This is a genomic window from Legionella sainthelensi (assembly GCF_900637685.1).
GTDB classification, from domain to species: domain Bacteria; phylum Pseudomonadota; class Gammaproteobacteria; order Legionellales; family Legionellaceae; genus Legionella; species Legionella sainthelensi.
This window is the reverse complement of the sequence record NZ_LR134388.1, coordinates 36,704-62,517: the sequence shown is the minus strand read 5'-3', so window position 1 is coordinate 62,517 and position 25,814 is coordinate 36,704. Positions and strand designations below refer to the sequence as shown.

The following is a 25,814-nucleotide window of genomic DNA, read 5'->3' as shown; positions in this document are numbered from 1 at the left end:
GTCACTATGCGCAGAATAAATACTCTGGATACATTAATAGACAACGTAGATAATGCTTTGCGTACACTATTCCCCCCAAAAAAGCGCATAGGCACTCGTCCCTCACCGGCCAAGGATTTTCCTGAGCCATCACTCTCTTTCCAAGAAAAAAAAAACATCTCCGGATTAATGCGCGTCAATCATGCGGGAGAAGTTTGCGCACAAGCACTTTATCAGGGCCAAGCCTTAACCGCACAATTAACTCATATCAGAAAACAAATGAGTGATGCAGCTGCTGAAGAAATTGATCATTTAGCCTGGTGCGAAGAGCGATTGGCCGAATTAGGCTCCCAAACAAGTCTACTCAATCCCCTATGGTATGGAGGTTCTCTTATATTAGGGGCGTTCGCCGGATTAGCTGGAGATAGAGTTAGCTTGGGGTTTGTAATGGAAACAGAACGACAAGTCTCTGCCCATTTATACCGACATTTACAAAAATTGCCAGCAAAGGATAAAAAATCACATTCCGTGTTAGCTAAAATGAAAGAAGATGAAGAGCAGCACGCAACGCTAGCTAGGGAGTCTGGGGCTATAGAATTACCCTATGTTGTCAAACTATTAATGCATATTGTATCTAAATTAATGACTAAAAGTAGTTATTATATATAGGATTCTAAGGAATGGCCTTGGTATGGATTCAACCTTTTTATTTACATTTTTTGTAATTATGGTTGCCTACGCTTTTGACTTCATTAATGGTTTCCATGATGCAGCAAATTCTATAGCTACGATCGTTACTACAAAAGTTTTGACTCCCAAACAAGCCGTGATATGGGCTGCATTTTTCAATTTTATTGCTTTTTTAGTTTTTAACCTCACGGTGGCAAAAACTATTGGCAGTGGCCTAATTGATGCTCACATTATTAATGCGCATTTTATTTTAGCCGCATTAACAGGCGCTATATTCTGGAATCTGGTGACTTGGTATTACGGACTTCCATCAAGCTCTTCACACGCTCTTATCGGTGGTTTAGCTGGCGCTGCAATAGCTAAGGGAGGTTTTTCATCACTTAAAATGACTGGTTTTGCTAAAGTAATTGGTGGTATTTTTGTTTCGCCAGCTCTTGGATTATTTGTTGCACTATTGATTACCTATTTTTTTTATACGTTTTCGAAAAATTCAGAGAGCACGCATTTCAAGCTCTTCAAAGGATTTCAATTATGTTCTTCTGCATTACTTAGTCTAACCCATGGAAGTAATGATGGCCAAAAAACGATGGGTATCATTTCGATACTACTCTTTTCAGCAGCTTGGATTGAAGGACCTTTTTATGTTCCATTTTGGGTGGTCATTTCATGTCAAGCAGCAATAAGCCTTGGGACCCTTGCAGGAGGCTGGCGTATTGTGCATACCATGGGAACCCAAATAACAAAACTTGACACTATGAAGGGTTGCGCAGCCGAAACCGGGGCAGCCATTTCTCTTTTTATTGCAACGCAATCAGGCATCCCTGTCTCTACTACTTATACTGTCACCGGAGCGATTGCTGGGGTCGGATTAACCAATGGAATTGCTGGTTCCCATTGGCGCGTTATCAGAAGAATTTTCTTTTCATGGCTCATCACAATTCCTGCCACCGCAAGCATTGCTGCAGCATTGGTATTAAGCAACATTTAAGCCATCTATTTAGAGCGAACTTAACCATATTGGCGACAAAACAAAGAGGGATGCCACAAATTTTTCAAAGACGCGCCAGAGCGTCTCTAGTGGTTACTTCTTACCTTTTGATAACTGACTGTTTTTGTGGGCAAAAGAAAAATAGACTACCAAACCAATCACCATCCAAATCACAAAACGCATTAATGTAATAAAAGGTAAATTTATCATAAGGTAAAAACAACTAATCATTCCTAAGATAGGCACATAGGGCATACCTGGTGTTTTGAATGGTCGATATAGTTCTGGTCGTTTATAGTGTAAATATAAAACACCAGCGCACACCATAAAAAATGCAAATAAAGTACCTATATTTACTAATTCTGTGAGATCATGCATCGAAATAAATGCAGCAAATAAACTCATGACAATACCGCTTAATATAATGACGCGGATAGGAGTATGTGTGTATGCATTTGTTTGAGAGAAAATCTTAGGCAACAACCCATCGCGAGACATTGCTAACATAATTCGCGTTAAACCATAAAACAACACCAGCATTACGGTAGTTAAGCCGGCTATCGCTCCCACACTAATAAAACTAGCAATTGATTTATATCCCAAAACTAACAAGGCATGACTGATTGGAGATGCAACATTTAGCGTACTGTAATGCGCAATACCCGTCAACAAACCTGCAACAATCATATATAAAAGGGTGCAAATAAATAACGATCCTATTATTCCAATAGGCAAATCACGTTGAGGGTTAATCGCCTCTTCAGCAGCAGTTGATACCGCGTCAAATCCAATATAAGCAAAAAATATTAGGGATGCCCCCTTAACAACCCCCTCCCAGCCATATGGAAAAAAAGGCGTCCAGTTTGAAGGATTAACTTCTCCAAGGGCTATCACAATAAACATTAAAATGACTAAGAGTTTGATAATTACCATAATATTATTAACCCGAATACTGGATTTAACACCCCAAGTGAGTAATGTCATCAAGATAATAATTATGGTACATGCAAGTAGATTAAAAAAACCTCCATTTTCTGGTCCATGTAAGAATGCAGCCGGGATGTGTATTTTTAGCGCCAAAAAGAAATCATTAGCATAACTACTCCATCCAACAGACACGGCAGAAACTGAAATGGTATATTCAAACAATAAGTCCCAGCCAACAATCCAGGCTACAATCTCGCCAAAACCTGCGTAAGCATACCCATAAGCACTGCCACAACCACCCAGAGAGGAAGCCAATTCAGCATAGGACAATGCAGAAAAAATACATGCAAGTCCGGCTAAGATATAGGAAAAAATCACTGCCGGACCAGCATCTGTTGCAGCAACGATTCCAGTTAAAACAAAAATCCCAGCGCCAATTATGGCGCCAATACCTAAAAGAGTAAGATCGAATGCAGTAAGACATTTGACAAGGGATGGTCCTTCTTCAAATGATTCACCAATCTCTTTTTTACGAAACAAGTCCATGTTAGTATGCTCTTATTTTTATGGTTAAACTTAACAAGCAAGAACTCTGCAAATCAATATGAGGTAAATTCGATCAACTTTAAACTGTGGTATTATCCCCTCTAGGTTATAAGTGAATGAATAAATTGACTGTACGTAATTTCATTATAGGGCTATTAATAGTATTTTCTCTAAATGCTTTTAGTAACTCGTCAACAATTTCAAATTCTTCGTCTAATAATAGTATAGACAAGAACTTGAATGTTAATACAATCAAAGTACAACCATATGACCAAACCTCAAAAGAATCAGAGTCAGCCACTGTAGAACCCAAAGGATGTAAGTATTGGCTTCCCTTATTCAAGCCTATTTGTCATCGACTCCATCAGGTATGGACGGAGGGACATACAGATCTTTACCTTTCAGGCTATGCGTGGCACAACAGATTCACTTACTCACCTGAGCGAATACGAGAAAAAAAATATAACGAGCTCGCCTGGGGTGGCGGACTAGGTAAAGGTTTTTTTGATGAAAAAGGAAACTGGCATGGCCTTTATGCCTTTGCATTCCTAGACTCCCATCGTAATGTTGAGCCCACTGCTGGATATGCCTATTTAAAAGTAGCAAATATCACTAAAGAATTTAAAGCCGGTTTAGGGTTTTCTGTGCTTATTACAGCTCGCCCTGATATCTTCCATAATATTCCTTTTCCAGGAGCAGTGCCTTGGGCTGGAATATTTTATAAAAAACTTTCACTTAAAGCCGCTTATATTCCTGGCTCCTCAACCAATGGAAATGTGCTGTACCTAGTGGGAACGTATGCTTTTGATAAATAATTAAATCAGTTTGATGCGCTAAAAGACCGAGCTTTAATTATCTTCCTGATTTTTTTAATAGGATGTGCTATGTTTTAAGTATAACCACTCGTTCTATTTTTAAAATGAAACCATTTATTGAACAAGCTCAATTTTATGCTGCCTATCACCATAATATTAAAACACGCTACACTCATTTGGCAGGGGTGCCAATTCTCATTTTATCGATCATGATTTTCTTGGGTTTTATCAAAATAATTATGCCGGGTGTTTTTGCGACGAATCTTGCGTTTCTCGCTACTTTGGGTGCCCTAGTTTATTATTTTCGTTTAAATTGGCAATTGGCTTTAGCGCTTACACCAATTCTGCTTATTCTGTTGTTAATTGCAAATTGGTTTAGCCAAGATGGGCCAACCCCCTTTGGCGTTTGGTTTTTTATTCTCTTTTTTATCATAGGGTTAGGTCTTCAATTATATGGGCATTATTTGGAAGGGAAAAGGCCTGCTTTTATGGATAATTTCAGTCAAGCCCTAATTGCACCTTTGTGCCTGGTTGCAGAACTGTTTTTTATGGCCGGATATATGCAACCTTTAAAAGAACAAATGTATGGTTCTGAAGAAAAAGTCCTTTAAGATGAAAGCCTTAGATACTTGATGGACGGATCAACGGCTAATAGTGTTGAAAATAGGCGTTCAAAGAGAAACGGAAAATAGGGCGCGTTTATCTTTTTGTCAGCTCGTTTTTTTAAAAGTATGTCTCTTAAATAAAGTGGACTTTCATATAAAATGTAATAGTAAATGGGCAGTGTAAACGCCATATATTTTTCCCAAAATAATTCATTTCCTACCCAATAATTGCAGTAAGCAGTGTTGTTTATATCATTTTGAATGGAGAATAAATCAATATCGTATTTAAGTTGAATCAAAATACTTTGTGCCAGTTCGGTTATCCCTGAATGGTATAAATCTCCTTGTGTCCACACACTACGATGAATTGTTTCTCGTGGAAAAGGATTCACAAAATAAACATCATATCCAGGATTTTTTTTAATATAATTAAAAAAGTGCTCTCCGCTAAGTGCCGTTTTTCTTTTAAATTTCCAGGATACTGCTCCTACATATTCATATTTCTTATGCAGCAGCGCATCAAAGATTTTTTTGAATACACCATATTCACAGAGCATTGGTGCAAAGGAATCTGAATTATCATAAGGAATAAATGGATCTTCCAAGAAATATTGTTGCCTTTTTTTATAAAAAATTTGATATACCGCAATAGAAGATTTACCGCTTAAATTTTTTACATCATCATTTAATTTAGGATTTTTGAACGTATGAGCATTTGAAACAAGCGATAGATCATAACCATGCTTCGCTATATGAAACTGCCATCCTCTGTTATCTACAATTAATGGAAGTCGATCCTGAATCACTGAAACCTTTAAAAAGGGGAATCCATCATCTAATAATGTTCGCCAATGAAATAAAGTTGGATCGTACATTGTTTTTGAAGGGAAAATCACGTCACAATGTATTCCACCATGTTCTAAGTGTCGTGTCAGCTGCGTTTCATAATTTACAATTGTTTTGTTCTTATTTTTATATGGCACAATGCTACGAATAAATTTTTGAAAAATTTGAGAAGATAGAGCTGGAGTTTTCATTACTAAAAAATAACTTTGAAAATGCCTCGGTGAGCGATACTCATTAAAATTGTCCGTCAATCCAATAAAACCAGCTGATGACTGACGAATTCGTGTAATCAAGTTTTTAAACAAATCATCATTAGTTGGACCAATAATGCTGTCATTTAATAAATAAAGCGTTTTTGCATTATAAAGTTGTGGGTACTCATAAAAAATATGAGCCCAAGCTGCAAAATCAAAACCTGAATTTTGGCGAACAAATACACCATTAGTTTCTCGAATAATATCCGCGTCAATCTCTATATTTGGTTGATTCGCGGCAATAATTAAAATGATAGCAATTTTTTGTTTTTTTAAAGAATGGAGGTAATATGGGACATGTGTTTTGATGACGCCATTAGCTGCAAAGGTGACAAAAAGTGCTATTTCATCGCTGTAACTAAAAGGTTTTAAGCAGATAAGAGGAACTTTTTTCACCTTAGATTTTAAAAATATTTTCATAATCCATTTTACAGCGCATTATCGCCTGTCCTTGAATAATAAATGATTTTGTTACGTTTTAGTAGAGCGTACTTCAATGCGTCCACACGACCTAGTTAGAAAAAAGTATAATTCGTATTTCTTTTTAAACCATGATAATTTTTTCATTCATAATTTCCTCTACATCCACCTACCAAAATTTTTCTTTGAACTGTTTGTTTTTAGTAATCATGAAGCGTCCCATAATAACCCACCATATTTGCGATAGTGATGGTATTGGCATAATTGCTGCACGTGCTGTCTTTAGTCATATTCCAATTAAATATTCCTGCTAAACCAATGTAGGGTGGATAATCAGGATCACAATTTGTTTCCTGAGTATCAATTCCATTAGCAATTTGCTGTTTAGGATAGCCTATTGCAACAAGTGCATCAAAAAAATAATCTCCCCAATCACCATCACCAAAATAACTTTGAATATTAATTAAATCAAAACTTTGGGCATTTAACGTGTCTATTTGTGTTGCGACAAGCCCACCTGGTTCCTCATTATTTCCTGCAGGGGTAATGGTTAGATAATAAGGTTTGCCGTCTTGCAGTGATGCATGATTTAACGCATTCCTTAAATTAGCAATCACGCCATCGAAATTGGCCTGAGGAATAGAACCGCTCGATTCACCGATACTCTCATCATCAATATCAAGTCCATCCAGATGATTGCTGCGAATAAATTGAATAACGCTCGGTACGAAGATATTGGCACGATTCACAAAGTCATTATTAATGTAGGTCCAATCATTTTTTCCCCATCCTAATGAAATTAAAATTTTTATATTCGGATTACCAGCACGTGCTGATTGTACTAGTAAAGCCAGACGTGCAGGCTCGTCAGGCTGGCCTTGTTCATAGGTCAAAACTGCACCGTTTTGTTGTGCATAAGTATGAGCAAAAGCCACAAAAATTGCGCTAACTCGATTGAAAGGAGGAATGGGGTCTTGATTAGGAGGTAACCATTGTCCCGTACCAGAATTATAAATTGGGTAATAGGTGCCTGCGTAAGGAAGAGGAAATTGACTGCCTGGAAGTGTTTTTGTTGCGGTCACCTTAATACGATTATTTAATACTGGCACAGAACATACTGCCCCATGGTAAGCGCAAATACGCGGCATTAAGGTGAATTCAGTGCTTTGGTTGATTCCTTGTAATGAGACGATAAAGGAACAGGTTGCTCCCGCAGCCAGGGTAGTACAAGTATTATTGTTTAATGTGACTTTCAGGGCATTTGCTTTTGTACCATAATTAGGGTCAATGCTAAGACCATTCAATATTTTCGAGGTATTATTTTTAGCAGTATAAGTAATATAAGTAAAGCCGGTTTGAGACATGACAATAGGGCTCGAGCTGCTTGGTGTAATTTCAACAATAGACGCTGCTTGTGCCGCAGTCAAAGACAGCATCCACCATAAACAGTATCTTTTGAGCAGACTAGTTTTTTTCATAGAGTTCATCCTTGTTAACCAAAAGAAACCGCGCACGTAAATACGATTCCTTGTGTATAAAGATTTTTAACCGTTAACCTATCCTTGGATGTTTGTACCCAGGAATAGCCTAAGGTACCTTTATCCAGATTAAAATATTGATAGCCTGCAGACACATGATATTCCACTTGACGTTGCGTATCATGCCACAAGAGATAGTCAAGTCCAGCACCCAGCTCATAAGAAAAAGTCTGTTTTGTATGATTGTTAAAATGAACTGCTGGGGCAGCGCTTAAAAAACGCTCCGTCGGTTTTTCATGATATGCATAAAAACGATTCCAGCTTGGGCCAATTCCGACTAAAGCATAAGGCTTCAAAACATATTTTGAATAAATTGCTTTTCCTTCAACCATCAACGAGGAGCTCTTTGCATGAAAATTATAGTTCAAGGTGTCAAAAAGTCCTTCGTTGATAAATGGGAATTCAGTTCCTTTTACTTGGCCCAGGTCGAAAAAATACCCCGCAATCCCCAAGGACAACTGATAAAATGAAAACCATGATTTTTCAAAGGTATGATTTATCCCTACAGCCCAAAAGCCTTGCCCATTTGTTTTGGTATTGGTTTGGTAAGCGTTTGTAACAGCCTCATTGATTTCCACCAGCGGTTTATTTTTTAGTGCCGAAAAATTAGGGCCCCCGGAAACAAAAAAATTGATTTGGTTCGCGTTTCCTGAACAGGAGAACATAAAAAAAACACATAAAGGGATAACGAGCCTACGCCATTTAACTTCCATATCAATTTAGTCCTTTTGTGATATTTTTAAAACAGTATTATCTGGAACAATGTGCCTGTTTAAGCAAATTGGGCCATCCTGATTTTAAAACAATAATGAATCCTTTGATTGCGTTTAAAATCCTGATCGATTGTTTGAGCGCTAATATCCTGTATGGAATATTTTTCCTCAAGCGTGTGATCGAGTTTAAACTGGCGTAAATTAGTTGAAAAATACAAAATGCCATCAGGATTCAATAAGCGCATTGCGGCATTCACTAGCGAAACATGATCTCTTTGAATGTCCAAAATATCGCTCATTCGCTTTGAATTGGAAAAGCTTGGGGGATCTAAAAAGATTACATCAAATCTATCTCTGGTAGTTTTCATCCACTCACAGCAATCAAATTGCACAAACTGATGTTTCGATAAATCAAGATGATTTAACTTGAAGTTTTCCTCTGCCCAACGTAAATAAGTATGTGACAGATCGACATTAGTCGTCAAAGCTCCGGCTAAAGCCGCATGAATGCTGGCACTTGCTGTATAACAAAAGCAATTAAGAAAACGGGTTCCAGGTTGTAATTTGCTAAAACTTAAGCGCAGCAGCCGATGATCTAAAAATAAACCTGTGTCCAAATAGTCATACAAATTAACCAACAGCTTCGCCCCCCCCTCAGTAACAACCATCGTTTTCCGGCTATGATTTAGCTTTTGGTATTGGGCACTTCCTTTTTGTTGTTTGCGTTGTTTGATTACCAATTTTTCAGGGGCTAACCCTAAAGCTTTGGGAACAACTTGCATCACTTCCAAGCTGCGCTTTTCTGCTTTAGATACAGACACACTCGCGGGAGCCGCATATTCTTGTAACACCGCATAATCATTATACAGATCGATAGCATATGCATATTCTGGTAAATCCGCATCGTAGACTCGATAACAAGAAATATTATTTTTTCTTGCCCATTTTTGTAAATGGCGATGATTTTTTTCAAGGCGATTTAAAAGCATTTGTGCATGTTCAGAGACAACATTGCCCATGGCTCCTTTAAGCTCATTAGCAACGTTTATATTTAAATAGTACAGTTTACACTCCAATGCACCGTTATAGAGCGTATACTGCTTATGAGCACGTAACCCTAAAGCCTTGGCCAACATAGGGTTAGACGTCAAAACGGCAGCCTGCCAACCTTGATATTTCTCATGTAAAATTTTACCAAATTGCTGGTATAAAGGCACAAGATGAGATACATCACCTAATCGCTCTCCATAAGGTGGATTGCAGACAACAATACCCTTTTTTGTTGTGGGGTTTATCTCATTCAGTGTTTGTACATTAAAATGTACCAATGGAGCAACTCCAGCACGTTCGGCATTCGAGCGTGCCGCAGCAATCACTTTATGATCCATATCCGTGCCTAATAATGGTGCGGAGAAAATTTTAACTTGTTGCAAGGCCTCTACGCGTAGTTTTTCCCATAAGGACGCTTGATGCTGTACCCAGTATTGTAATGATTGATCCTGACGCAATAAACCAGGAGCAATATGTGCTGCCATCATTGCTGCTTCAATCACTAAGGTGCCTGAGCCACAAAAAGGATCATGCAGCGTATATCCTTTTGCCGCTAACTCTGGCCATTTAACTCGCATAAGCAGCGCTGCGGCAACATTCTCTTTCAAAGGAGCCGTGCCCGCTTTACTGCGATAACCTCTTTGATGCAAGCTGTATCCTGTCAAATCAAAACTTACAGTAATCACATCATTTTTTAAGTAGGCATGAATAAGAATTTGAGGCTTTTCTTTATCTACAGAGGGGCGTGAACAATTTAAGCGTCGAAAATGATCAACTATACCATCTTTGACTACCTGCGCTCCAAACATTGTGTTGCGTATATGCTCTGACGTACCATGAAATTCAATTGCGATGGTTTTGTCTTGTGAAAATACTGTTTGCCAGTGAAATTGCGTACAAAGCTGGTGCAAGGATTGTTCATTTCCTGCATACCCGCTAAAAAGAATTAATTGCACTCTATTTGCTATTCTTGACCAAAGACATAATTGATATACAGTCAGTAAACTGGCTTCACCATACACCCCTTGCGGACTGACACGAGTCACCAGTAAGCCTAAAGCTTTTAGCTCTTCCTCTAATAAATATTCAAGTCCTTTGGGACAGCTAATGAATAAAGAGTATTTCATGCTATAGATGACCTTAAATAGCGAAAAAGAGCCTTACTGGCGCCTAAATTCTTGTCTTTTTGTTGCTCATCCACTGCTTTTTTAATAAGTTGTCTTAAATGCTGAACATCTTCTGGGTGATAAGCTTCTATAAATTCAGTTAGTGCTTCTTTGCCTTCGTTGATTAAGCGTTCACGCCAATGTTCAACCTCATGAAATGATGCCGTTACAGCACTATCTTCCTCAAGCATACGCTCATAAACAGATAAAATTTCTTCGTAATCAGCAGCACGCATCAATTTACCAATCAATTGAGCTTGTCTTCTTTTAGCCCCATGACTTTTAATAGACTTTGCCTCAATGATTGCTTTATAAAGATTATCAGGAAGTGGAAGTAAATTCAGTTTAGTGATACTTAAATCAATAAATTTTACACCCATTTTTTGTAAAAAATCGGCTTCTCGTTTTTTTTGTGACTTACTAACTGGCTCATCCATAGGATTTGATTTTTATCTAAAATTTACATAATGATACTATATACTTCGCATCACACCAATGGGATGCTTTAAGTATAAACCTTATTCAGCCGCCACAAACGACACAGGAACCGTCGATTGTGTCAGTTTTTTGCTTGTTCGAGATCGTAAATAGGTATGGCCTACTGCAAAAAAATTATAAATCAAGATGAATATTAAAAGATCGTGCAACCAAGAAATAGTCAATTGCATAAAAATGGGAATAGTAACAAGGACACCAATGCACCCTGAAATACTTAAGATCATTGTTTTCTTTAAGGGAATTTTATTATGCTTCAAGAATACTAAAGTCGTTAATGGTTGTTGCATGGCCCCCGCCGTAGTCATAATTGGAAAAGCAACGACCGGTGAAATATTCATTAAAAACAAGACGCATTGCACCATAACAAATAATCCAATTCCAACCGATGTTAGAGCACCACAAACAACCATCGCCCCAAAACCCACGATTAATTTCCATGAATGCAATTCCGTTAGCTCCCCACCTACAGGCAATAAACGAAACTTATGTGAAATTAAGAGTATGATAATTAATGCAAAGCAGCAAACCATCGACAAGCGAATTGCCTGTTTACTGAGATGACTTACTACAAAGCCACCCACTAAACCACCAACACAAGTGCCAATAATTAGCGTTAAAAGAGTAGTTAAATCTACATCGATGAGGCTTATAAAAAATAAAGACTCAATTGTTCCTGGAATAACTTGGGCCCCATTATTTACTGCTGGCATCTCATCATCACGGAAGGTACCCATTATTTTGGCTAAGGCAACATTCACCGCAAAACTACCAATACCCACTGTATCTGCAATAAACGCGACGATGCCACTTATCCCTAATTTTAGATATTGAGTTATCGATAAAGGCTCTGAAGGCTGTCGAATAAGCTTTAAAATCATTACCGTTGCGCAAAGCAAACTTAATAAAAGAACGCTGAGCGTAATAAAAAAAATAACCATTTGACTCCCATCTTAGATAAATCAAATGCAAATTAAATCCAGCAATTATATACCAATTATATTGTTCAGCAAACAACATATAGATCAAAAAACAAACTCTATGAATCGGACAAAGGCAAAAATTAAAAGCGAGGTGATTATCTATTCAAATGCTAATAAAGTGAAACTCCCACATAGTGACCATTTTATAGTGAAAGTAAGCTCGATATAAAACATATTTTTATATCGAGCCTTTTATAGAGCGCCCAGGGTAGTTAGATCTTACACCGCGCCGTGCTCACACCTACCTGACCAAAAACAGATTGGAACATGTTCTGATCTACACCCAAATCTTTTGCAGCATAAAGCACCCCGCAGGCACCACTCACAAAATCTGAAGTAGGTGTCCAATATTTGCTATTAGCTAATATCATAATTTCATAAGCTTTTTTAATACCAATATCCTTAGACAATAAATAAAATGCTTTATTAAATATTCCACTTGCTGTATGAACAATAAAGCTTTGTCTTTCTTGAGGATTGGGAATATGTGATTTCGCATAAGCGACCAATTCTGAATAACTGATGGCACAATAAGCCCCATGACTTTGTGCTATTTTTTTATCCAGGCAGTCAGCAGAGCTACCATCTGAAGAAGGATAATCCATAAACCGCAAGGCCTTACCAAATGAGTCTCTAACGATGGTCTCTCCTATGCCCCAAGTAACTGTATCTGCTTGTAAATAAAGTTTATTATAAAGTTGCGGAAATTTTTCCAATAGATAAGCACGCGCAGCTTGGCCAGCCATATCAGATAAAGACTCATTAAGAGCCCCAGATTGATCGTGATATTCTAAGCCTGAATGCTGCTCGGTAAAACCATGAGTCACTTCATGACCAGCAACATCAAGAGAAACTAAAGGATAGAAGTCCTGTCCATCTCCAAATGACATAAATTGGCCATCCCAAAATGCATTATCATAATTTTGACCAAAATGAACACGCATCACGAGTTGCATTGGTGTTCCATCCACATGTTGCAATGCATTAACACCATACCAATCTCGATACATATCCACAATGATATGACCAAAATAATAGGCATCATTGGAGGGTGAATAAGCTCCGTTTATATTTTCTTCTACATTATTATTGCAAGGATATTGAAAAGGAGTCGCTAGAAGATCACCCCAATCCCAAGCTGAAGCAAGATTCACCAACTTTACCTTGGCTGTATTCATGATACATTGGTTGCCATCTTGCATCACATCCAAAAAAGGGAGACCGTCTTTTCCGTACCAGTACTCATGTACCTTTTCGTTGCCACCAGGACCGGAATCCATGTAGCTTTTTATATTATTCCATTGCTTTGTGATCTCACCACTTTGAGCATCTACAATAAAAAATGGCCAGGCAGGTTTGTTGTCATTTTGAGTTGTTTTAAATGATACTTGATAAACTAACTTAAGCTCATTATTTTGTACTGCCCTAATTTGTAATTCACTTTGCTCTTCATAAGTAGGCGTGTGTAAATTAAAACTAAACCAAGACTGTTTTGCGATATCAATCGCCTGCTGAGAATTAAGCGTGGGGTGGGTATTCACATGAATCTCATCGAGCAAATGTCCGTTGACCTGCGCATTCTCAATCATGATTTGCGCGCCAATCACTGGTATTCCTTGGTACATTTGTTGATAACGCGTAATAATCTCCGCATGATCTTGAGTGCGACTTACTTGCTGTAATGTATTTTTTTCTGCGCTTGAGGCTCCAGCCGCATAAGCTGTTTTTTTGGTAGGTTGTTTGAGGAAAAATTGTTTTACACTACTTAAAGGAGCCTGATACAAATCCAATTCTTTAACCGCAAAGGCATCATATGACATCAAAACAAAGGTAATTCCCAGGATTTTTTTCAACATAAAAATAGCCCAACAAACTTAGAATGGCACCATAATGTCACAATAATAAACAACTAACAAGTAAAAGAAGTTAGCCGAACCCTTTTTAAGAGCGGTTTTGCTTAAAAACCACTCTCAAAAGAGGAGCAGGAAGAAGTGTCTTGAAATTGGAACTATTACCTAAGGATTTTGACTTAAAGCGCCAATAACCCCTCCTGGACAAAATACAATTTCAAAATCCATATTGACCTGATTTTGTTGTGCTGCATCAGAGGTATTACAATTAAATGTACTTGAATGATCGTCAAAAGGATAGGAATACGCTGTTGGACAAGCATCCTTTAACCACTGAATAGATTGTTGCGGCGTTGGTGAAAGTCTAGAGGTACTCGAACCACTGCCACCATTAATCCAATCAGTATTTGAGGTATACGCCTGTTGTGTCTCCCAAGTTAAATAAGGCATCGTTGTATTCCAATCAACTGCCCCGCAACAAGTTGAATTATTATTATTGTAGCAACTCTCAAGAGATGAACCTTGCGGGGTACAAGAATAAATATCATAAGCCGTTGTCCCTGTGGGATAACTTTGAGTGGAATAGTTGGTTATAGGACTATTGCAATTAAAAACCGTGCTGGGATTCATTGCTGGATTAGCACCTAGATAAGTCACGTTACCTGAGCACAGTTGATTAATAGTCCAATATCCAAGCAAATTACCACATGCTAATACAACATTACCAGTAGATGGTGTACTTTGAAACGCCAATCCACATACATTAGGAGATGAACAGCTGCTGCAATCCGTAACCGTTGTTGTGTTCGAAACAAAATTAAACAAGGGTGAGGAGGAAGGCGCAGTATATTGCCACGAACAACTACCTAGTGGAGTTAGAGGTGGGTTATTAGGACCGGCAGGTGGAGGTGGAGGTGGATATTGAGGGGTAAAGGGAGTGTAAGGAGGTTGAATCGGCGCACCAGCACCAGAACATACATAGGGAGCTGCTGGCGAACTGCTCTGAGAAGACTGAGGTCCTAGTCCTTTTAGCTCAGCAGGAATACTGGCACCATTAATTAAAGAAACATCATATCCCCCTTGTGATGTTGAGGTAAAGGTTTCCTCTACTCGAGTGTAAGGCTCATAGACATTTCCATTTGGACATTGGGCATTTGCTCCAGAACCACAATCGCCCGTTGCACATATAAAGTTAGAGCTTGGACTTTGCTGTGAACATCCTGTTCTTGGAAAAAATTGACCATTATAAGAACCTGTTATGGTAATGGATTTGGCAGCAGACACCTGCCCATCAACTTGAGGCGCCAATAAATAAGCATCAGGGGAAGGATTTTGTGTTGGGTCAACACTACCTGATGGTTGTGAAACACCATACCATACTGGAAATGAACATTGATTTATAAAAGTAACCTTGTGTGTATAACCAGGAGCTTGCACCGTTGTAGAGGCTGTCGCGGTGGTAGTCATTGAGTCCGCTGTAACTTGTGCACTGACGCTCAATGAGCCTATGGCCTGCGGAATAACAGAGACAAGCACAGTACAACTATCGTTTGTAGCAAGAGTCGTGTTGGAACACTGATCGTATTGCTCCCCCGGCGTAATGCTTGAAGAGGCGCCTGTATAAGTATAGCTAACTGTACCTAAAGTCACTGCTGTAGCACATGGGTTTGTAAATTTAAATTGAAGCACATTGTCTGAATATTGATAAGTTGGGCTATGGAACAACAAGTTTGTAGAAGCAGACAACTGACACTGCCCTGAGCCATTTACTACCTTTGTCTCACCTGTAGGATTTACAGTATTTGCCCCGTTATTATAAGTAAACAACCCTCCTACCGTGAGATTTCCCACGGCATGTGGCGTTAATCGTCCACTAATAGAACAGCTATTACCCGGAGCAAGAGTAATCGGATTATTAATCGTTCCACAACCGTTTCCACCAGCAACAACAGACACGGTAGCGACACTTTCAGGAGTAGCTGATAGAAGGTTAGTTCCCGCTGAATTCCCTGCATAACCCATAACACTAGCTGCTCCCTTATTTGTATAGGTAACGCTAAACACAGGCTGTTGTTCTGGATTACTGAGGGTAAATTGGGTGGGTAAATTAGAGATGGCACCCACCACATTTTCTTGAACTTCAGTGACAGATGTATTTAATCTGGATAGTTTTATCACGTTATTATTGTATTGATAACTCATCTGAATCGAAGATGGAGTTGATTTACTGGCAGTAAACTGAATAATAACCTGGCATTTACCCCCAGGTTTTACCGTCACATTATTACACTTATCTGTAATAGCAAACGTACCACCAATCTTATCAAACTGGGTATGAAGAACTACCGGTCCTGGGAATCTTGGGTTCACAGCTAAAGTGTAAACCACTGAGGTTGTCTCACCTCGGCTTACTTCAGGAAAGCCTTTTTCTGGAAAAAGAGACCAAGCGACTGGATCGACCGCTGCATAGCCCTTCATTAAAAACATTGACAATAGTAGTGCAGTATTAGTGCGTATAATATCCATACTCATCCTTCACAATCGTTAGACTATAAATAAGCTCATGGGCCTACTTCAAACTACCTGTTACCTATCTCATTCCATAGCTATTCAATTAAAACCTTTTATTAATTCATAAGATAAGTTACACCAAACAAAAGGGTATTTGTTTGGTATGAATTCAATCGCAAAGATTCTCCAGCCCATGTAGACCTCCCTTTTCCTGATGAGAAATCACCGAATGACTCAAACTCATATCCTGCTGAAAATAACCAATTTGGCACGAATAAGAAATCTAAACCAGCGCCAACATGGTAGGTAAACTGAGTTAAAGTATGATTTGTATATGCGGGGCTAACTCGGGGAGTTATGCCTGGAAAAGCTGTTTCGTTAAATGCTCGAGCTTCATTAAAAGATACTCCTAATCCACCATTCACATAAGGTGAAAATTTGGAGAAATTAAATAAATTCAATTTAGTATCCGCGGTTAAAGCAAGCGTAGAAAGCTTCCAGTCATAACTGTAATTAAGGAATTCTGGCAAACTATATTGCATAATGCTATTGCCTGCATCCGCTTCAAATACATATTGTAACCGTCCGCTCAAAGTATAATGGTTTATTAATGAAGATTGTGTTGCGATTCGATTACCGATTGTCAGAGCAATAGTGCCTTGACTGGATTGATTGGTTGAGTATCTATCTACATTTGCCGGAGCCGGGAAGTTAGACCCATTGCTCACTAAAATTGACCCTAGATTTAAAGGGAAAATCGCACCACCTTGTAATTGAACAAACCACTGATTGTGTTCTAGCTGGCAATCTTTACACTTAATCTCATTATGCGCTCCATTTTTTAAAACATATTGAGTCGACGAAGGAACTTGCTCAACCTGTTTCTCATGATGGTGCGCAGACTTAGTTGCAGAAGCATCTATGGAGCTAGATTTTGTATGTTTAATACTGGTGGCTTGCGGGTGATTATGTGTCGTTGGCGCGAGCTGATGTACTGCTTGGAGTGTTTTGAAGGGGCCAACATACACTACATAGAAGTTTCTTTTCTTTTTGATCTTGGCATTATATCCTTTTGCCTGTAACTTGGATTGCATTTTCCGAGCATTCTTCTGACTTGTATAAGAGCCCAGATAAACTGTATAGGGTGCAGAGGATTTGCTATTTACCTTAGGAACATTACTCAAACCCCAGATAGTTGTTCCCGCATAGCTTAGACCACCCCCAAAATTAAGCGCTGCGACAAGAGAGGTGGTTAAGAAGAATTTTTTAGTCATAATCCATCCATAGACATTTCAAAACACAAAGTTAACTAATATATTCTCGATACCATTAAAATACAACCAATCATTAACAAAAAACGTCAAAAAACCAGGTAGTTATACAATGAATCTTAAAAATAATTTATGATAGCGCACAATCTAATTCGCCCGATATTTTTGCAATCTCTTTGGCACGCTCAAAGCGTCGAATGAATGATTGAGATAAACCGGTCGAATCTTGGATTCATTTTAGACATAGAAGTATATAAACCATTAAGGACGATGCATATGATGTTTACTCAAAAAAATACTCTACTTTTCCTCGGTCTTTGTTCTGCTTTTTCCCTGACTCATGCAGGAATAGTGGAGCGTTATGTGCAGCAAATGCAAGAAGAAAAAGCGCCATTAATTGCAGAAAAAACCATTCAACTTGCTTATTTTAAGCAATTAATCGATCACAACAACCCTGCTACGGGTACTTTTTCTCAACGTTACTATATTGATGAAACATACGGGCCTAAAGATGATTCACCCGTCTTTTTTTATATTTGTGGTGAATCTGCGTGCAGCAAACGAGCACTGAATGGAGCGATTAGAAATTATGCTCAAAAATTTAATGCCAAATTAGTCGCCCTAGAGCATCGCTATTATGGTGAAAGCCTACCTTTTAACTCACTATCAACCAATGACTTACGCTATTTAACTACAGAAGCTGCGCTGGATGATTTGGCTTATTTCCAGCGCCATTTAACAGGTGAAAAGAATTGGCATGGGAAATGGGTTGCTTTTGGAGGCTCTTATCCAGGTTCCTTGTCCGCATATTATCGCTTGAAATTTCCTTATTTAGTTGTAGGCGCATTAGCATCTTCAGCCCCTGTCATGGCCAAGGAAAATTTCATCGAATATGATGCTCATGTTACCCAAGTTGCTGGTTTACAATGTGCCAATCAAATGCGCGAAGTAGTCAACCAGGTAGAAGCAAGCTTAAGAGACACTGTGACATTTGCTCAAATAAAGTCGCTTTTTGATGCAGCCACAGTGGAAGATCCCGTTGACTTTTTATATTTAATTGCAGATACCGGCGCTGCTGCAGTGCAATACGGAATGCGCGATGCGTTCTGCTCTAGCCTTTCTGAGCATCCAACACCACTTGAAGGTTATGCATATTTTGCTAAAAAGCTTTATAAAGATATGAGCACTACGGCGGTAGAAATGACGGCACAAGGAGCAATGAGTGAAAATCCACATGATTATCAAAACGGTTTAGGGATGCGTCAATGGTACTATCAATCTTGTAAAGAATATGGATATTGGCAAAATGCGAATCCCGACCCAGCTCTTTCTACGCGCTCGTCATTGATTAATCTGGATTATCACTACAATGTATGCCAACGACTGTTCGGATTAACTGAGTCCGCCCATACGATGGAACTTAACAATACCTTTTATTTTCCCTTGATGGATATACTGGCTTCCAATATTTATTTTACAAATGGAGAGAATGATCCCTGGTCTACTTTATCTCTAGCAGAAAAAAATGGGAATGCGATTAATCCAAGATTGACTTATCAATTAATTCAAGGGGAAGCTCATTGCAATGATTTACACAGCCCCTCATCGGTTGACTCTGATTCGCTAAAGGATGCACGAAAAAAAATGGAATCCTTGTTAACCGAGTGGCTTAGATAACGCGAGTTCGAAATAAGAGCCAGATGATAACTTGATTTTTTATGTCGATCGTTAAGTAGCTCAAGGCAAACGCTCTAAAGCCTGACACTTATCTAATACATCAAGAAAGTCTGCGGGAGACAACGTTTTTATTTTTTCGCTAATAGGCAATTGAAGGATATGCGGGGGTATTTCTTGTACCCCTTTATTTTTAGCTCCTGTACAATCTGGGTATTTAACGCCTTAATCGCTGTAACCGTACACACCCCTACGAATGGAGAACAAATAAGCATAGCGCAACTTCTCTCTTTAGCGTGGCAAGATTTCTCTATGGAAGTCCCAGAGTGAAAGTCGCCATGATGAAGAGGTCCAATTAACTCCGTATCATGGATTTCACGTTGAAGCAAAGCAAATTTATTTTCTAGCTGTTGCAACCAATCATCCCCAAAATATTTTTTTAAGTCCGCTTTTATTTCATCATTTTGAATTAATTTATCCAACTTAATTCTGTATTCTTCACTATACAAAAACTCGGTTAAAACAAATTCGTCTTTTCGATAATTCATATTTGGTACCATGGGAGCGCCTTTCATTGCCTTAATTTCAAAAACCATATATGGATAGGCAGTAAGCTCTTTAGAAAAACCCTCCTCTGATGCCTTTTTTGCATCCTTATAAATTTGGGACAAAAGAGAAGAATCAATGAATAAATCTATACGTTCAAATAGCGACAAATCGGACACCAAAGATGCAAGGTCAAATAAAGCGCCACGTTTGGCTAAAGTTATATTTTCATATTGGCTAAATCGGATTTCATCCCAGTGTCTCGATTTAAACGTTACATGTCTTAACAAGCGGTTCAGATTAAAGCTGATCCCTGTATCTTGTTGTTTTAACTTCCCCAACTCCAGTAACTTTTTGTTTAATTCCATATTGCCTATCGATTTTTCTAAAAAAACAACAACGCGATTTTTTTCCTCAGCACCTAGCTCATAATGTGGCTCAGAGTGAGTGATTATTTTATCCAATAAACATAGGTCATTTAAATCATCATTGCTCAATCCGATTGCTTGAATTATTTCTTCTCTTTTCATAAATCACCTGCTTCAACAAATGAGTAATAACGAAGCATAATTTCTTCTACTAAATTATTAACGAAATTAATAAGCATGCTAGGAAATAATTCATCATTGATATTTTCTTGAGCTTGAAAAAGTAAATATTGCTGAGCAATAAAATTGATCATTTCACTAATTCGCTCGGGTTTGGCCAAATAAAAAAAACAATCCGGTAATGCGATCACAATTTTATTAATTAATTTCTGAGCATCAACATCTGAAATACCAAGAACAAAAGATATGGCAGAGGTTGTATGATATTTAGCACGTATATTTGCTTCGCAATATTGATCGACAATATTATAAATTTCTTTGGCTGATTGCTCTTTTCTTGGGTGCATAGGCATTGCTCCTATTCACTTGCATATATCCATCTAAAGTTATCCCTACTAATCCATTTTAGACCAAATTTCTGAAAAACCTACTTCAAGAAATTAATCATGATTGAATTAGATCTCAGAATCTACCACTGCGGAAATCATCCATGGCTTGTATTATTTCTTCCTGATTATTCATCACAAAAGGCCCATGTCTCATTATAGGCTCATGAATTCGAGCAGCTGCAATCATAATACATTGGCAGGCAGTCTCACCTCGTAAAAATAACACATCGCCTGAACCTAATTTTGCCAGAGTGTCGTGTTGAACCAATTGATCATCAATATGAACGGTTCCCGAAATCACCAGGAGAATAGCCTGATAATCATTGGGAATATGTTGTTGTACACTCGCGCCAGGAGGCAAAATAATATCAAAGAATAATGGATTTGTTGCAATACCATTAATGGGCGAACTTGTACCTATATCCGTTTGACCGGCAATAACCTTAATCTGAGCGCCAGAATCATTGGTTTCTATGGGTAATTGCGCACCTAACATTTCTTGATACCGTGCTGGCTTCATTTTTTCTGCTGCGGGTAAATTCAACCAGAGCTGTAATCCATGTAATCGACCATTCGCGGAGGGCATTTCTGAATGAATAATTCCTTTTCCAGCGGTCATCCACTGAACATCTCCTGCACTAATAACTCCTTTATGGCCTTTGTTGTCTTCATGCGTAATACTACCATCCAGCAAATAAGTAATCGTTTCAAAACCACGATGAGGATGATCAGGAAACCCTGCCATGTAGTCCAATGGATCAGCACTATTGAAATAATCAAGCAAGAGCAGAGGCTCAAAATCATTGGTTCGCTCTATACCAATATATCGCTGTAATTTCACACCAGCGCCCTCTCGCACTAAAATACCTTTAATTAATCGCTCTACTTTAATTTCGCGCATGAATACACTCCATGTTGCACTGGACTCTAAATTCCAAATCTCTCCTATAGCATAGCCCAAAATAACTAAAATTTTGAATTTAACCTACCAAAATTGCAATTGATTAATAGCTAGATCACAACCGCATAGATTTGTCGGCTTTATTTGAGTATTAATTTTTATTGGATGACATCCTCATTTTCTCGCGTTAATTGATTAAAAACTATCACATATTTGCACAATATATATCACATATAAATAGAATGAATTGTACAAATAATTCTCATGGTGATTAAATTATAAAAACAAATGATTAAATACAGAGGTACTGTATTATGAGTATAAAACGAGTTGTTAATCGGGAAGATGATCGAATAATTAACAGACTGAATCAGTACATTGATCAATACAATCAAATGGAATTAAAACCCGGCGCTAAAATATTATTACAAAAAATTGATGCAATGAGAACTCAGATTTATTCGGATCTTGACCTAAGGAATCAAGGTAATTTTATGGAGTGGTATCTTACTGATCCGATTAGGAGCGAAATAGCACACCAACAATTAGGTCAAGATAGAAATCTTATTTTTATCCAGGATTCAAAAAGCCAGATAAAAATTTAACGCGCTCTAATTGGGAAAAGATGACTAAACCCATGTTAGGAAAGCGTTCTGAGAACTACTGTAAAATGGATAATCTTATTCATGATGTGGAAATGGCCAGTCAAAAATTGAAAACAGAACCTGGTCCTCAAGCTCTTTTGAATATGAAAGATACGTTGCAAGCATTACAAGCTCAAACTCTGTTGCTCATAAATAACGACATTGATCACAATAAGCCTAATATGAAGAGAAATTTCGAGGCCCTTCTTAGTACAACAAATCACCTTTTAAAGGAATTACTCACTAACAATCCAAAGCTAATCAATGTTCCCAAGCAGAAATATCACTCTTTAATTCAATCTTTGATTGCGGAAAACTCAACGTCTCAGGAAGATATTATTCGAAGGCTATCCACCACCCAAGAACCACAATCACTAAATGGATTCGATGTCATTTATCTTGGGGGCGGAAATAATAAAAACTGGCTGGCTAGGAATGAAGAAACCGGGGAACAATGTATTATAAGATTGGAAAAAGCGGATGATCCTAAAACGGATTATAATTTAGTAGAGGAGATGAAGAACGATGAAACCATCAAAAACAATCTTGCTCAAGATTATTTTTATTGTCCAGTAATTTTACCCGCTCAGCGAAAACACTATGTAGACCGTCCTGTAAATGTCGCCGTTTCAGAGTTTTGCCAAGATGGCGACATTCGTAGTCATCATTTGAGAACAATCGCAACTACACCAGAAAACGATAAAAACAGTACTCGTTGTTCTGGGACACTTAACGCAATAGAGCAAATAGCAAAGGTTGCGTCTGATTTTAATAAAAAAGGTATGGCCTATATGGATATTAAGGCAACAAATTTTCTCAGAAGAGACAATGAACAATTGATAACAGCAGATATAAAATCTGTTGTCCGAACAAATGAAAAAAATCAAGTTTCTCGAGGCGATATCAGCACTACCTTTGTGCCACCAGAACACTATTTTGGAGATGAACAGTATCTTGAGACAGATTCTTACATGACCTATCAAATCGGCTTGGTTGCATACGATTTAATGGTCAGTACCGAAGAACATGATGCTCAGAATATCATTTTAGATAAGCTGGCACGGAAAGAGCCATTAGATTTTGATTTACCTGTTTTTAATACACCGGAAGGTAAAGAAGTTAAAGTATTCATTGAAACCATGCTCGATTCGCAACCTGATTATAGACCTTCTCTAAATATGATTATGGGGATAGCTCATGATTTGAGAGTGCGGCACGGATTTGTTTCTGAAATAAGTGAAGGGGTAAAACAAAATGACTTAAAAAATGAACATGCTAATGAATTAACTGCTAGCCAAGTTATTTCACAACAAACCCCTAATGCGGAATCTAGCAATAAAAATAGAGCAACTCAGGAGTTTTCTACACAGTTTAAGAATGAGTATCAAAACATTATCCGAAGAACAGCAGAACCAGTTGAAGAACTTTTAGAAGAAGAACAGGAGCAAACCACGGTTCTTAGCCGATAAAGTGATGCATCGTAGGAAAAAATTTAATATTTGAAACATTATTTTGCCAGACTTAATGAACCGGAGACAAGATGGTTATCTGGCAATTGTGGTGATTATCTTAACGAGTTTTAAAGACACACCTGTATAAATTTTAAAATTTATACGCTGTTTTTACTGGCGGCAACAGTGTAAATACTGGCGAGAAATGATAGCAAAAGAGCAACTTTTTAATAATTTTAATTAAGGAACAAATTTATGATTATTCAGAACTCCCTTTCAAGATTAGATGAACTTCTGTCTCAGCTGGGAAATCCAAATTTTCAGACCAATACTGATAAAGTGACACACTGGATCAGAACAAATATTATGAGTGATTTTCCTGAAAATGCAGATACAACAAAAATTAAAGAGGTTTTTAATGCATATCAGGTGTTAAATCAGCAAAAAAGTTTGAACTCTGTAGTGGATAAGGATTCCGGCTATAATGTGGTGCACCAGGCGGCAAAATTAGGTTTTGATCGTTTTCTGGAAAAATGTCATGCCCAAATTGTACCGGAACTAGTAAATATACAATCGGCCATGGGGCATACTGCTTTACACCTCGCTGCTCTTGAGGGACATTATACCACAGTGAAACTACTGTTAAAAATGGGAGCTGACCCTAATATTGTCAATCATCAGCATAAATACCCAATACATTTCGCCTCGGTAATGAGAGGTGATAAGGATATGAAAAAAAAATGTATTCAGGATTTGCTGTTAAAAACTAAAGAAAATGCATTGATGACGAGCGACAATGTGGGCAGAACGTTACTCCATGCCGTAATTAATTTTGAAGATCCCGATCTGGTAAAAACAATACTGGCAAGATGTCCAAATTTGATAAATTCAGTTGATAACCTTGGGCAAAACGCATTGCATCATACGCTGATTTATAAAAATGATAAACTCCTTGATTATTTTTTAAGTCATGAAAAAGTAGATCAATTACTTGCAAAAAAAACCAACAACTATTCCACAGCGCTCATATTAGCCTGCCGTTATGGGAATGAAAAAACAGTTTCCAAATTACTTGCGCATTCAAAGATGGTAGAAATGATCAATCATCAAGATGAACATCAAAGAACTGCATTACAATGGGCTGATCTCAATGGCAATGAAACCTCAGTAAATCTACTGAAAGAGAAAGGGGCGCGGTTTGAGAGAAGAGAACAAGGTATAACAAGCTTAAGATATTAAAAGGTGTGACTACTAATTGGCGGCTTCAAAGTTTTTCGAGCAACTAATACGCTCTATTGCGAACATAGTTAAGCCGCCAGTGACCTTCAAATAGCCTTGAGTATAATGATGTGAATTTTAAAAGTAACTAAAATACCGGGCATTACTGACAGTGATGTGCAAGGCAAATAAATTAATTGGGAGCACGTCAGCGCTATCTTGAGGTAAACGCACCTTATCATTTGCCATAATAGCGACTTTGATCGCAATTTTTTAGAATTACAAACTCCGCAAGATATCTCATTAATGGTTCAAACCTCCCTTTTGCATGCCGCATTCAAGACATAAATTGGAAGGAAAGGAGGATTGAGAGTTCAAAACTCGATTATATTAATTGGAAGCGGGATTATTTCTATTCAAGTAATCGGGCCATAAACGATTGCTAGACCACGCTCAACCCATTAGTGATGGTTCCAGGCATGATTGACAAATTAAAAGCAAGACACTCATTAAAGAAACATTGAGTTGTGCGTACCACTTGATAAGAAAGAGGTATTAAAAGGAAGAGATTATCATTGGTCAGATTCCAAAAAGCTGGTGGACCTGTTTACCCAATTAATTGTTAACAGAAGAAAAGTGTTGGCTTAATGAGGTAGTTTATCGAGAGGAAAGGGCGAATAACTCACTTCCTCAATTAGAAATCAATGCAAGGAACCGTTATTCATTTCGGCCGGAATGCATTGATTGAAAACAAGGGTTTGAGATAAAAGTGAACTAGTTGAAATAAGGACATGGC

General features: G+C 38.0%; 21 protein-coding genes. 8 read left to right on the top strand and 13 right to left on the bottom strand.

The window, feature by feature from the left end; translation table 11 throughout:
- The first annotated feature begins 6 nt into the window (after positions 1 to 6).
- Both coq7 and EL220_RS00255 read left to right on the top strand, forming a co-directional pair.
- Positions 7 to 648, top strand: a complete 642-nt coding sequence (gene coq7 / locus EL220_RS00260) for a 2-polyprenyl-3-methyl-6-methoxy-1,4-benzoquinone monooxygenase (RefSeq protein ID WP_027272206.1) — start codon at positions 7 to 9, stop codon at positions 646 to 648.
- A gap of 22 nt (positions 649 to 670) precedes the next feature.
- A complete protein-coding gene (locus EL220_RS00255; RefSeq protein WP_027272205.1) occupies positions 671 to 1,657 on the top strand; it encodes an inorganic phosphate transporter in 987 nt (328 codons plus the stop codon).
- 93 nt (positions 1,658 to 1,750) lie between these two features.
- Here the strand turns inward: EL220_RS00255 and EL220_RS00250 are convergent, their stop codons facing one another.
- Entirely contained in the window at positions 1,751 to 3,130 is a 1,380-nt protein-coding gene (locus tag EL220_RS00250; protein ID WP_027272204.1) for an amino acid permease, read from the bottom strand.
- A gap of 116 nt (positions 3,131 to 3,246) precedes the next feature.
- Between EL220_RS00250 and pagP the strand changes: the two genes are divergently transcribed.
- Positions 3,247 to 3,945 (top strand): lipid IV(A) palmitoyltransferase PagP, encoded by a 699-nt coding sequence (gene pagP, locus EL220_RS00245; RefSeq protein ID WP_027272203.1) that lies wholly within the window; start codon positions 3,247 to 3,249, stop codon positions 3,943 to 3,945.
- A 104-nt stretch (positions 3,946 to 4,049) separates the two neighbouring features.
- The gene (locus EL220_RS00240) at positions 4,050 to 4,556 is read left to right on the top strand and encodes an Mpo1 family 2-hydroxy fatty acid dioxygenase (RefSeq protein ID WP_027272202.1); all 507 of its coding nucleotides are present in this window, start codon (positions 4,050 to 4,052) and stop codon (positions 4,554 to 4,556) included.
- On the opposite strand, the gene EL220_RS00235 is transcribed toward EL220_RS00240, so the two are convergent.
- The 9 genes from EL220_RS00235 to EL220_RS00190 all read right to left on the bottom strand — a co-directional run bounded on the left by EL220_RS00235 (position 4,553) and on the right by EL220_RS00190 (position 17,650).
- The gene (locus tag EL220_RS00235) at positions 4,553 to 6,070 is read right to left on the bottom strand and encodes a rhamnan synthesis F family protein (RefSeq protein WP_027272201.1); all 1,518 of its coding nucleotides are present in this window, start codon (positions 6,068 to 6,070) and stop codon (positions 4,553 to 4,555) included. The genes EL220_RS00240 and EL220_RS00235 overlap by 4 nt on opposite strands.
- A 200-nt stretch (positions 6,071 to 6,270) precedes the next feature.
- Positions 6,271 to 7,548, bottom strand: coding sequence for a glycoside hydrolase family 18 protein (locus tag EL220_RS00230; RefSeq protein WP_027272200.1), 1,278 nt, complete (start codon positions 7,546 to 7,548; stop codon positions 6,271 to 6,273).
- A 14-nt stretch (positions 7,549 to 7,562) separates the two neighbouring features.
- Entirely contained in the window at positions 7,563 to 8,321 is a 759-nt protein-coding gene (locus tag EL220_RS00225; protein WP_027272199.1) for a hypothetical protein, read from the bottom strand.
- A 59-nt stretch (positions 8,322 to 8,380) separates the two neighbouring features.
- Positions 8,381 to 10,498: a bifunctional 23S rRNA (guanine(2069)-N(7))-methyltransferase RlmK/23S rRNA (guanine(2445)-N(2))-methyltransferase RlmL gene (gene rlmKL, locus EL220_RS00220; RefSeq protein ID WP_027272198.1), complete on the bottom strand. Its 2,118-nt coding sequence runs from the start codon at positions 10,496 to 10,498 to the stop codon at positions 8,381 to 8,383.
- Entirely contained in the window at positions 10,495 to 10,974 is a 480-nt protein-coding gene (gene yjgA, locus EL220_RS00215; RefSeq protein WP_027272197.1) for a ribosome biogenesis factor YjgA, read from the bottom strand. The genes rlmKL and yjgA overlap by 4 nt, the downstream gene beginning before the upstream one ends.
- A gap of 81 nt (positions 10,975 to 11,055) precedes the next feature.
- Positions 11,056 to 11,973 carry a TSUP family transporter gene (locus EL220_RS00210; RefSeq protein ID WP_027272196.1) on the bottom strand — a complete coding sequence of 306 codons (918 nt, stop codon included), beginning with the start codon at positions 11,971 to 11,973 and terminating at the stop codon, positions 11,056 to 11,058.
- Between the two features lie 254 nt (positions 11,974 to 12,227).
- Positions 12,228 to 13,871, bottom strand: a complete 1,644-nt coding sequence (locus EL220_RS00200) for a M4 family metallopeptidase (RefSeq protein ID WP_027272195.1) — start codon at positions 13,869 to 13,871, stop codon at positions 12,228 to 12,230.
- Between the two features lie 159 nt (positions 13,872 to 14,030).
- On the bottom strand, positions 14,031 to 16,391 hold the full coding sequence (locus tag EL220_RS00195) for a thaumatin family protein (protein ID WP_027272194.1): 2,361 nt from the start codon (positions 16,389 to 16,391) through the stop codon (positions 14,031 to 14,033).
- A 101-nt stretch (positions 16,392 to 16,492) separates the two neighbouring features.
- The gene (locus EL220_RS00190; RefSeq protein ID WP_027272193.1) at positions 16,493 to 17,650 is read right to left on the bottom strand and encodes an SPOR domain-containing protein; all 1,158 of its coding nucleotides are present in this window, start codon (positions 17,648 to 17,650) and stop codon (positions 16,493 to 16,495) included.
- Positions 17,651 to 17,923: 273 nt separating this feature from the next.
- Here EL220_RS00190 and EL220_RS00185 point away from each other — a divergent pair, with 273 nt between their 5' ends.
- The gene (locus EL220_RS00185; RefSeq protein ID WP_187326705.1) at positions 17,924 to 19,324 is read left to right on the top strand and encodes a S28 family serine protease; all 1,401 of its coding nucleotides are present in this window, start codon (positions 17,924 to 17,926) and stop codon (positions 19,322 to 19,324) included.
- Positions 19,325 to 19,452: 128 nt separating this feature from the next.
- On the opposite strand, the gene EL220_RS00180 is transcribed toward EL220_RS00185, so the two are convergent.
- The 3 genes from EL220_RS00180 to EL220_RS00170 form a co-directional block, all read right to left on the bottom strand.
- Positions 19,453 to 20,397: a hypothetical protein gene (locus EL220_RS00180; RefSeq protein WP_232002555.1), complete on the bottom strand. Its 945-nt coding sequence runs from the start codon at positions 20,395 to 20,397 to the stop codon at positions 19,453 to 19,455.
- Complete coding sequence (locus tag EL220_RS00175) at positions 20,394 to 20,762, bottom strand: hypothetical protein (RefSeq protein WP_027272190.1); 369 nt, start codon at positions 20,760 to 20,762, stop codon at positions 20,394 to 20,396. The genes EL220_RS00180 and EL220_RS00175 overlap by 4 nt, the downstream gene beginning before the upstream one ends.
- A gap of 115 nt (positions 20,763 to 20,877) precedes the next feature.
- Positions 20,878 to 21,705 carry a pirin family protein gene (locus EL220_RS00170; RefSeq protein ID WP_027272189.1) on the bottom strand — a complete coding sequence of 276 codons (828 nt, stop codon included), beginning with the start codon at positions 21,703 to 21,705 and terminating at the stop codon, positions 20,878 to 20,880.
- A gap of 314 nt (positions 21,706 to 22,019) precedes the next feature.
- Here EL220_RS00170 and EL220_RS18405 point away from each other — a divergent pair, with 314 nt between their 5' ends.
- The 3 genes from EL220_RS18405 to EL220_RS00160 all read left to right on the top strand — a co-directional run bounded on the left by EL220_RS18405 (position 22,020) and on the right by EL220_RS00160 (position 25,039).
- Positions 22,020 to 22,310, top strand: coding sequence for a hypothetical protein (locus EL220_RS18405; protein WP_232002554.1), 291 nt, complete (start codon positions 22,020 to 22,022; stop codon positions 22,308 to 22,310).
- A gap of 20 nt (positions 22,311 to 22,330) precedes the next feature.
- Positions 22,331 to 23,818: a protein kinase domain-containing protein gene (locus EL220_RS00165; RefSeq protein ID WP_232002553.1), complete on the top strand. Its 1,488-nt coding sequence runs from the start codon at positions 22,331 to 22,333 to the stop codon at positions 23,816 to 23,818.
- A gap of 237 nt (positions 23,819 to 24,055) precedes the next feature.
- Positions 24,056 to 25,039, top strand: coding sequence for an ankyrin repeat domain-containing protein (locus EL220_RS00160; protein WP_027272187.1), 984 nt, complete (start codon positions 24,056 to 24,058; stop codon positions 25,037 to 25,039).
- Positions 25,040 to 25,814: the final 775 nt, after the last annotated feature.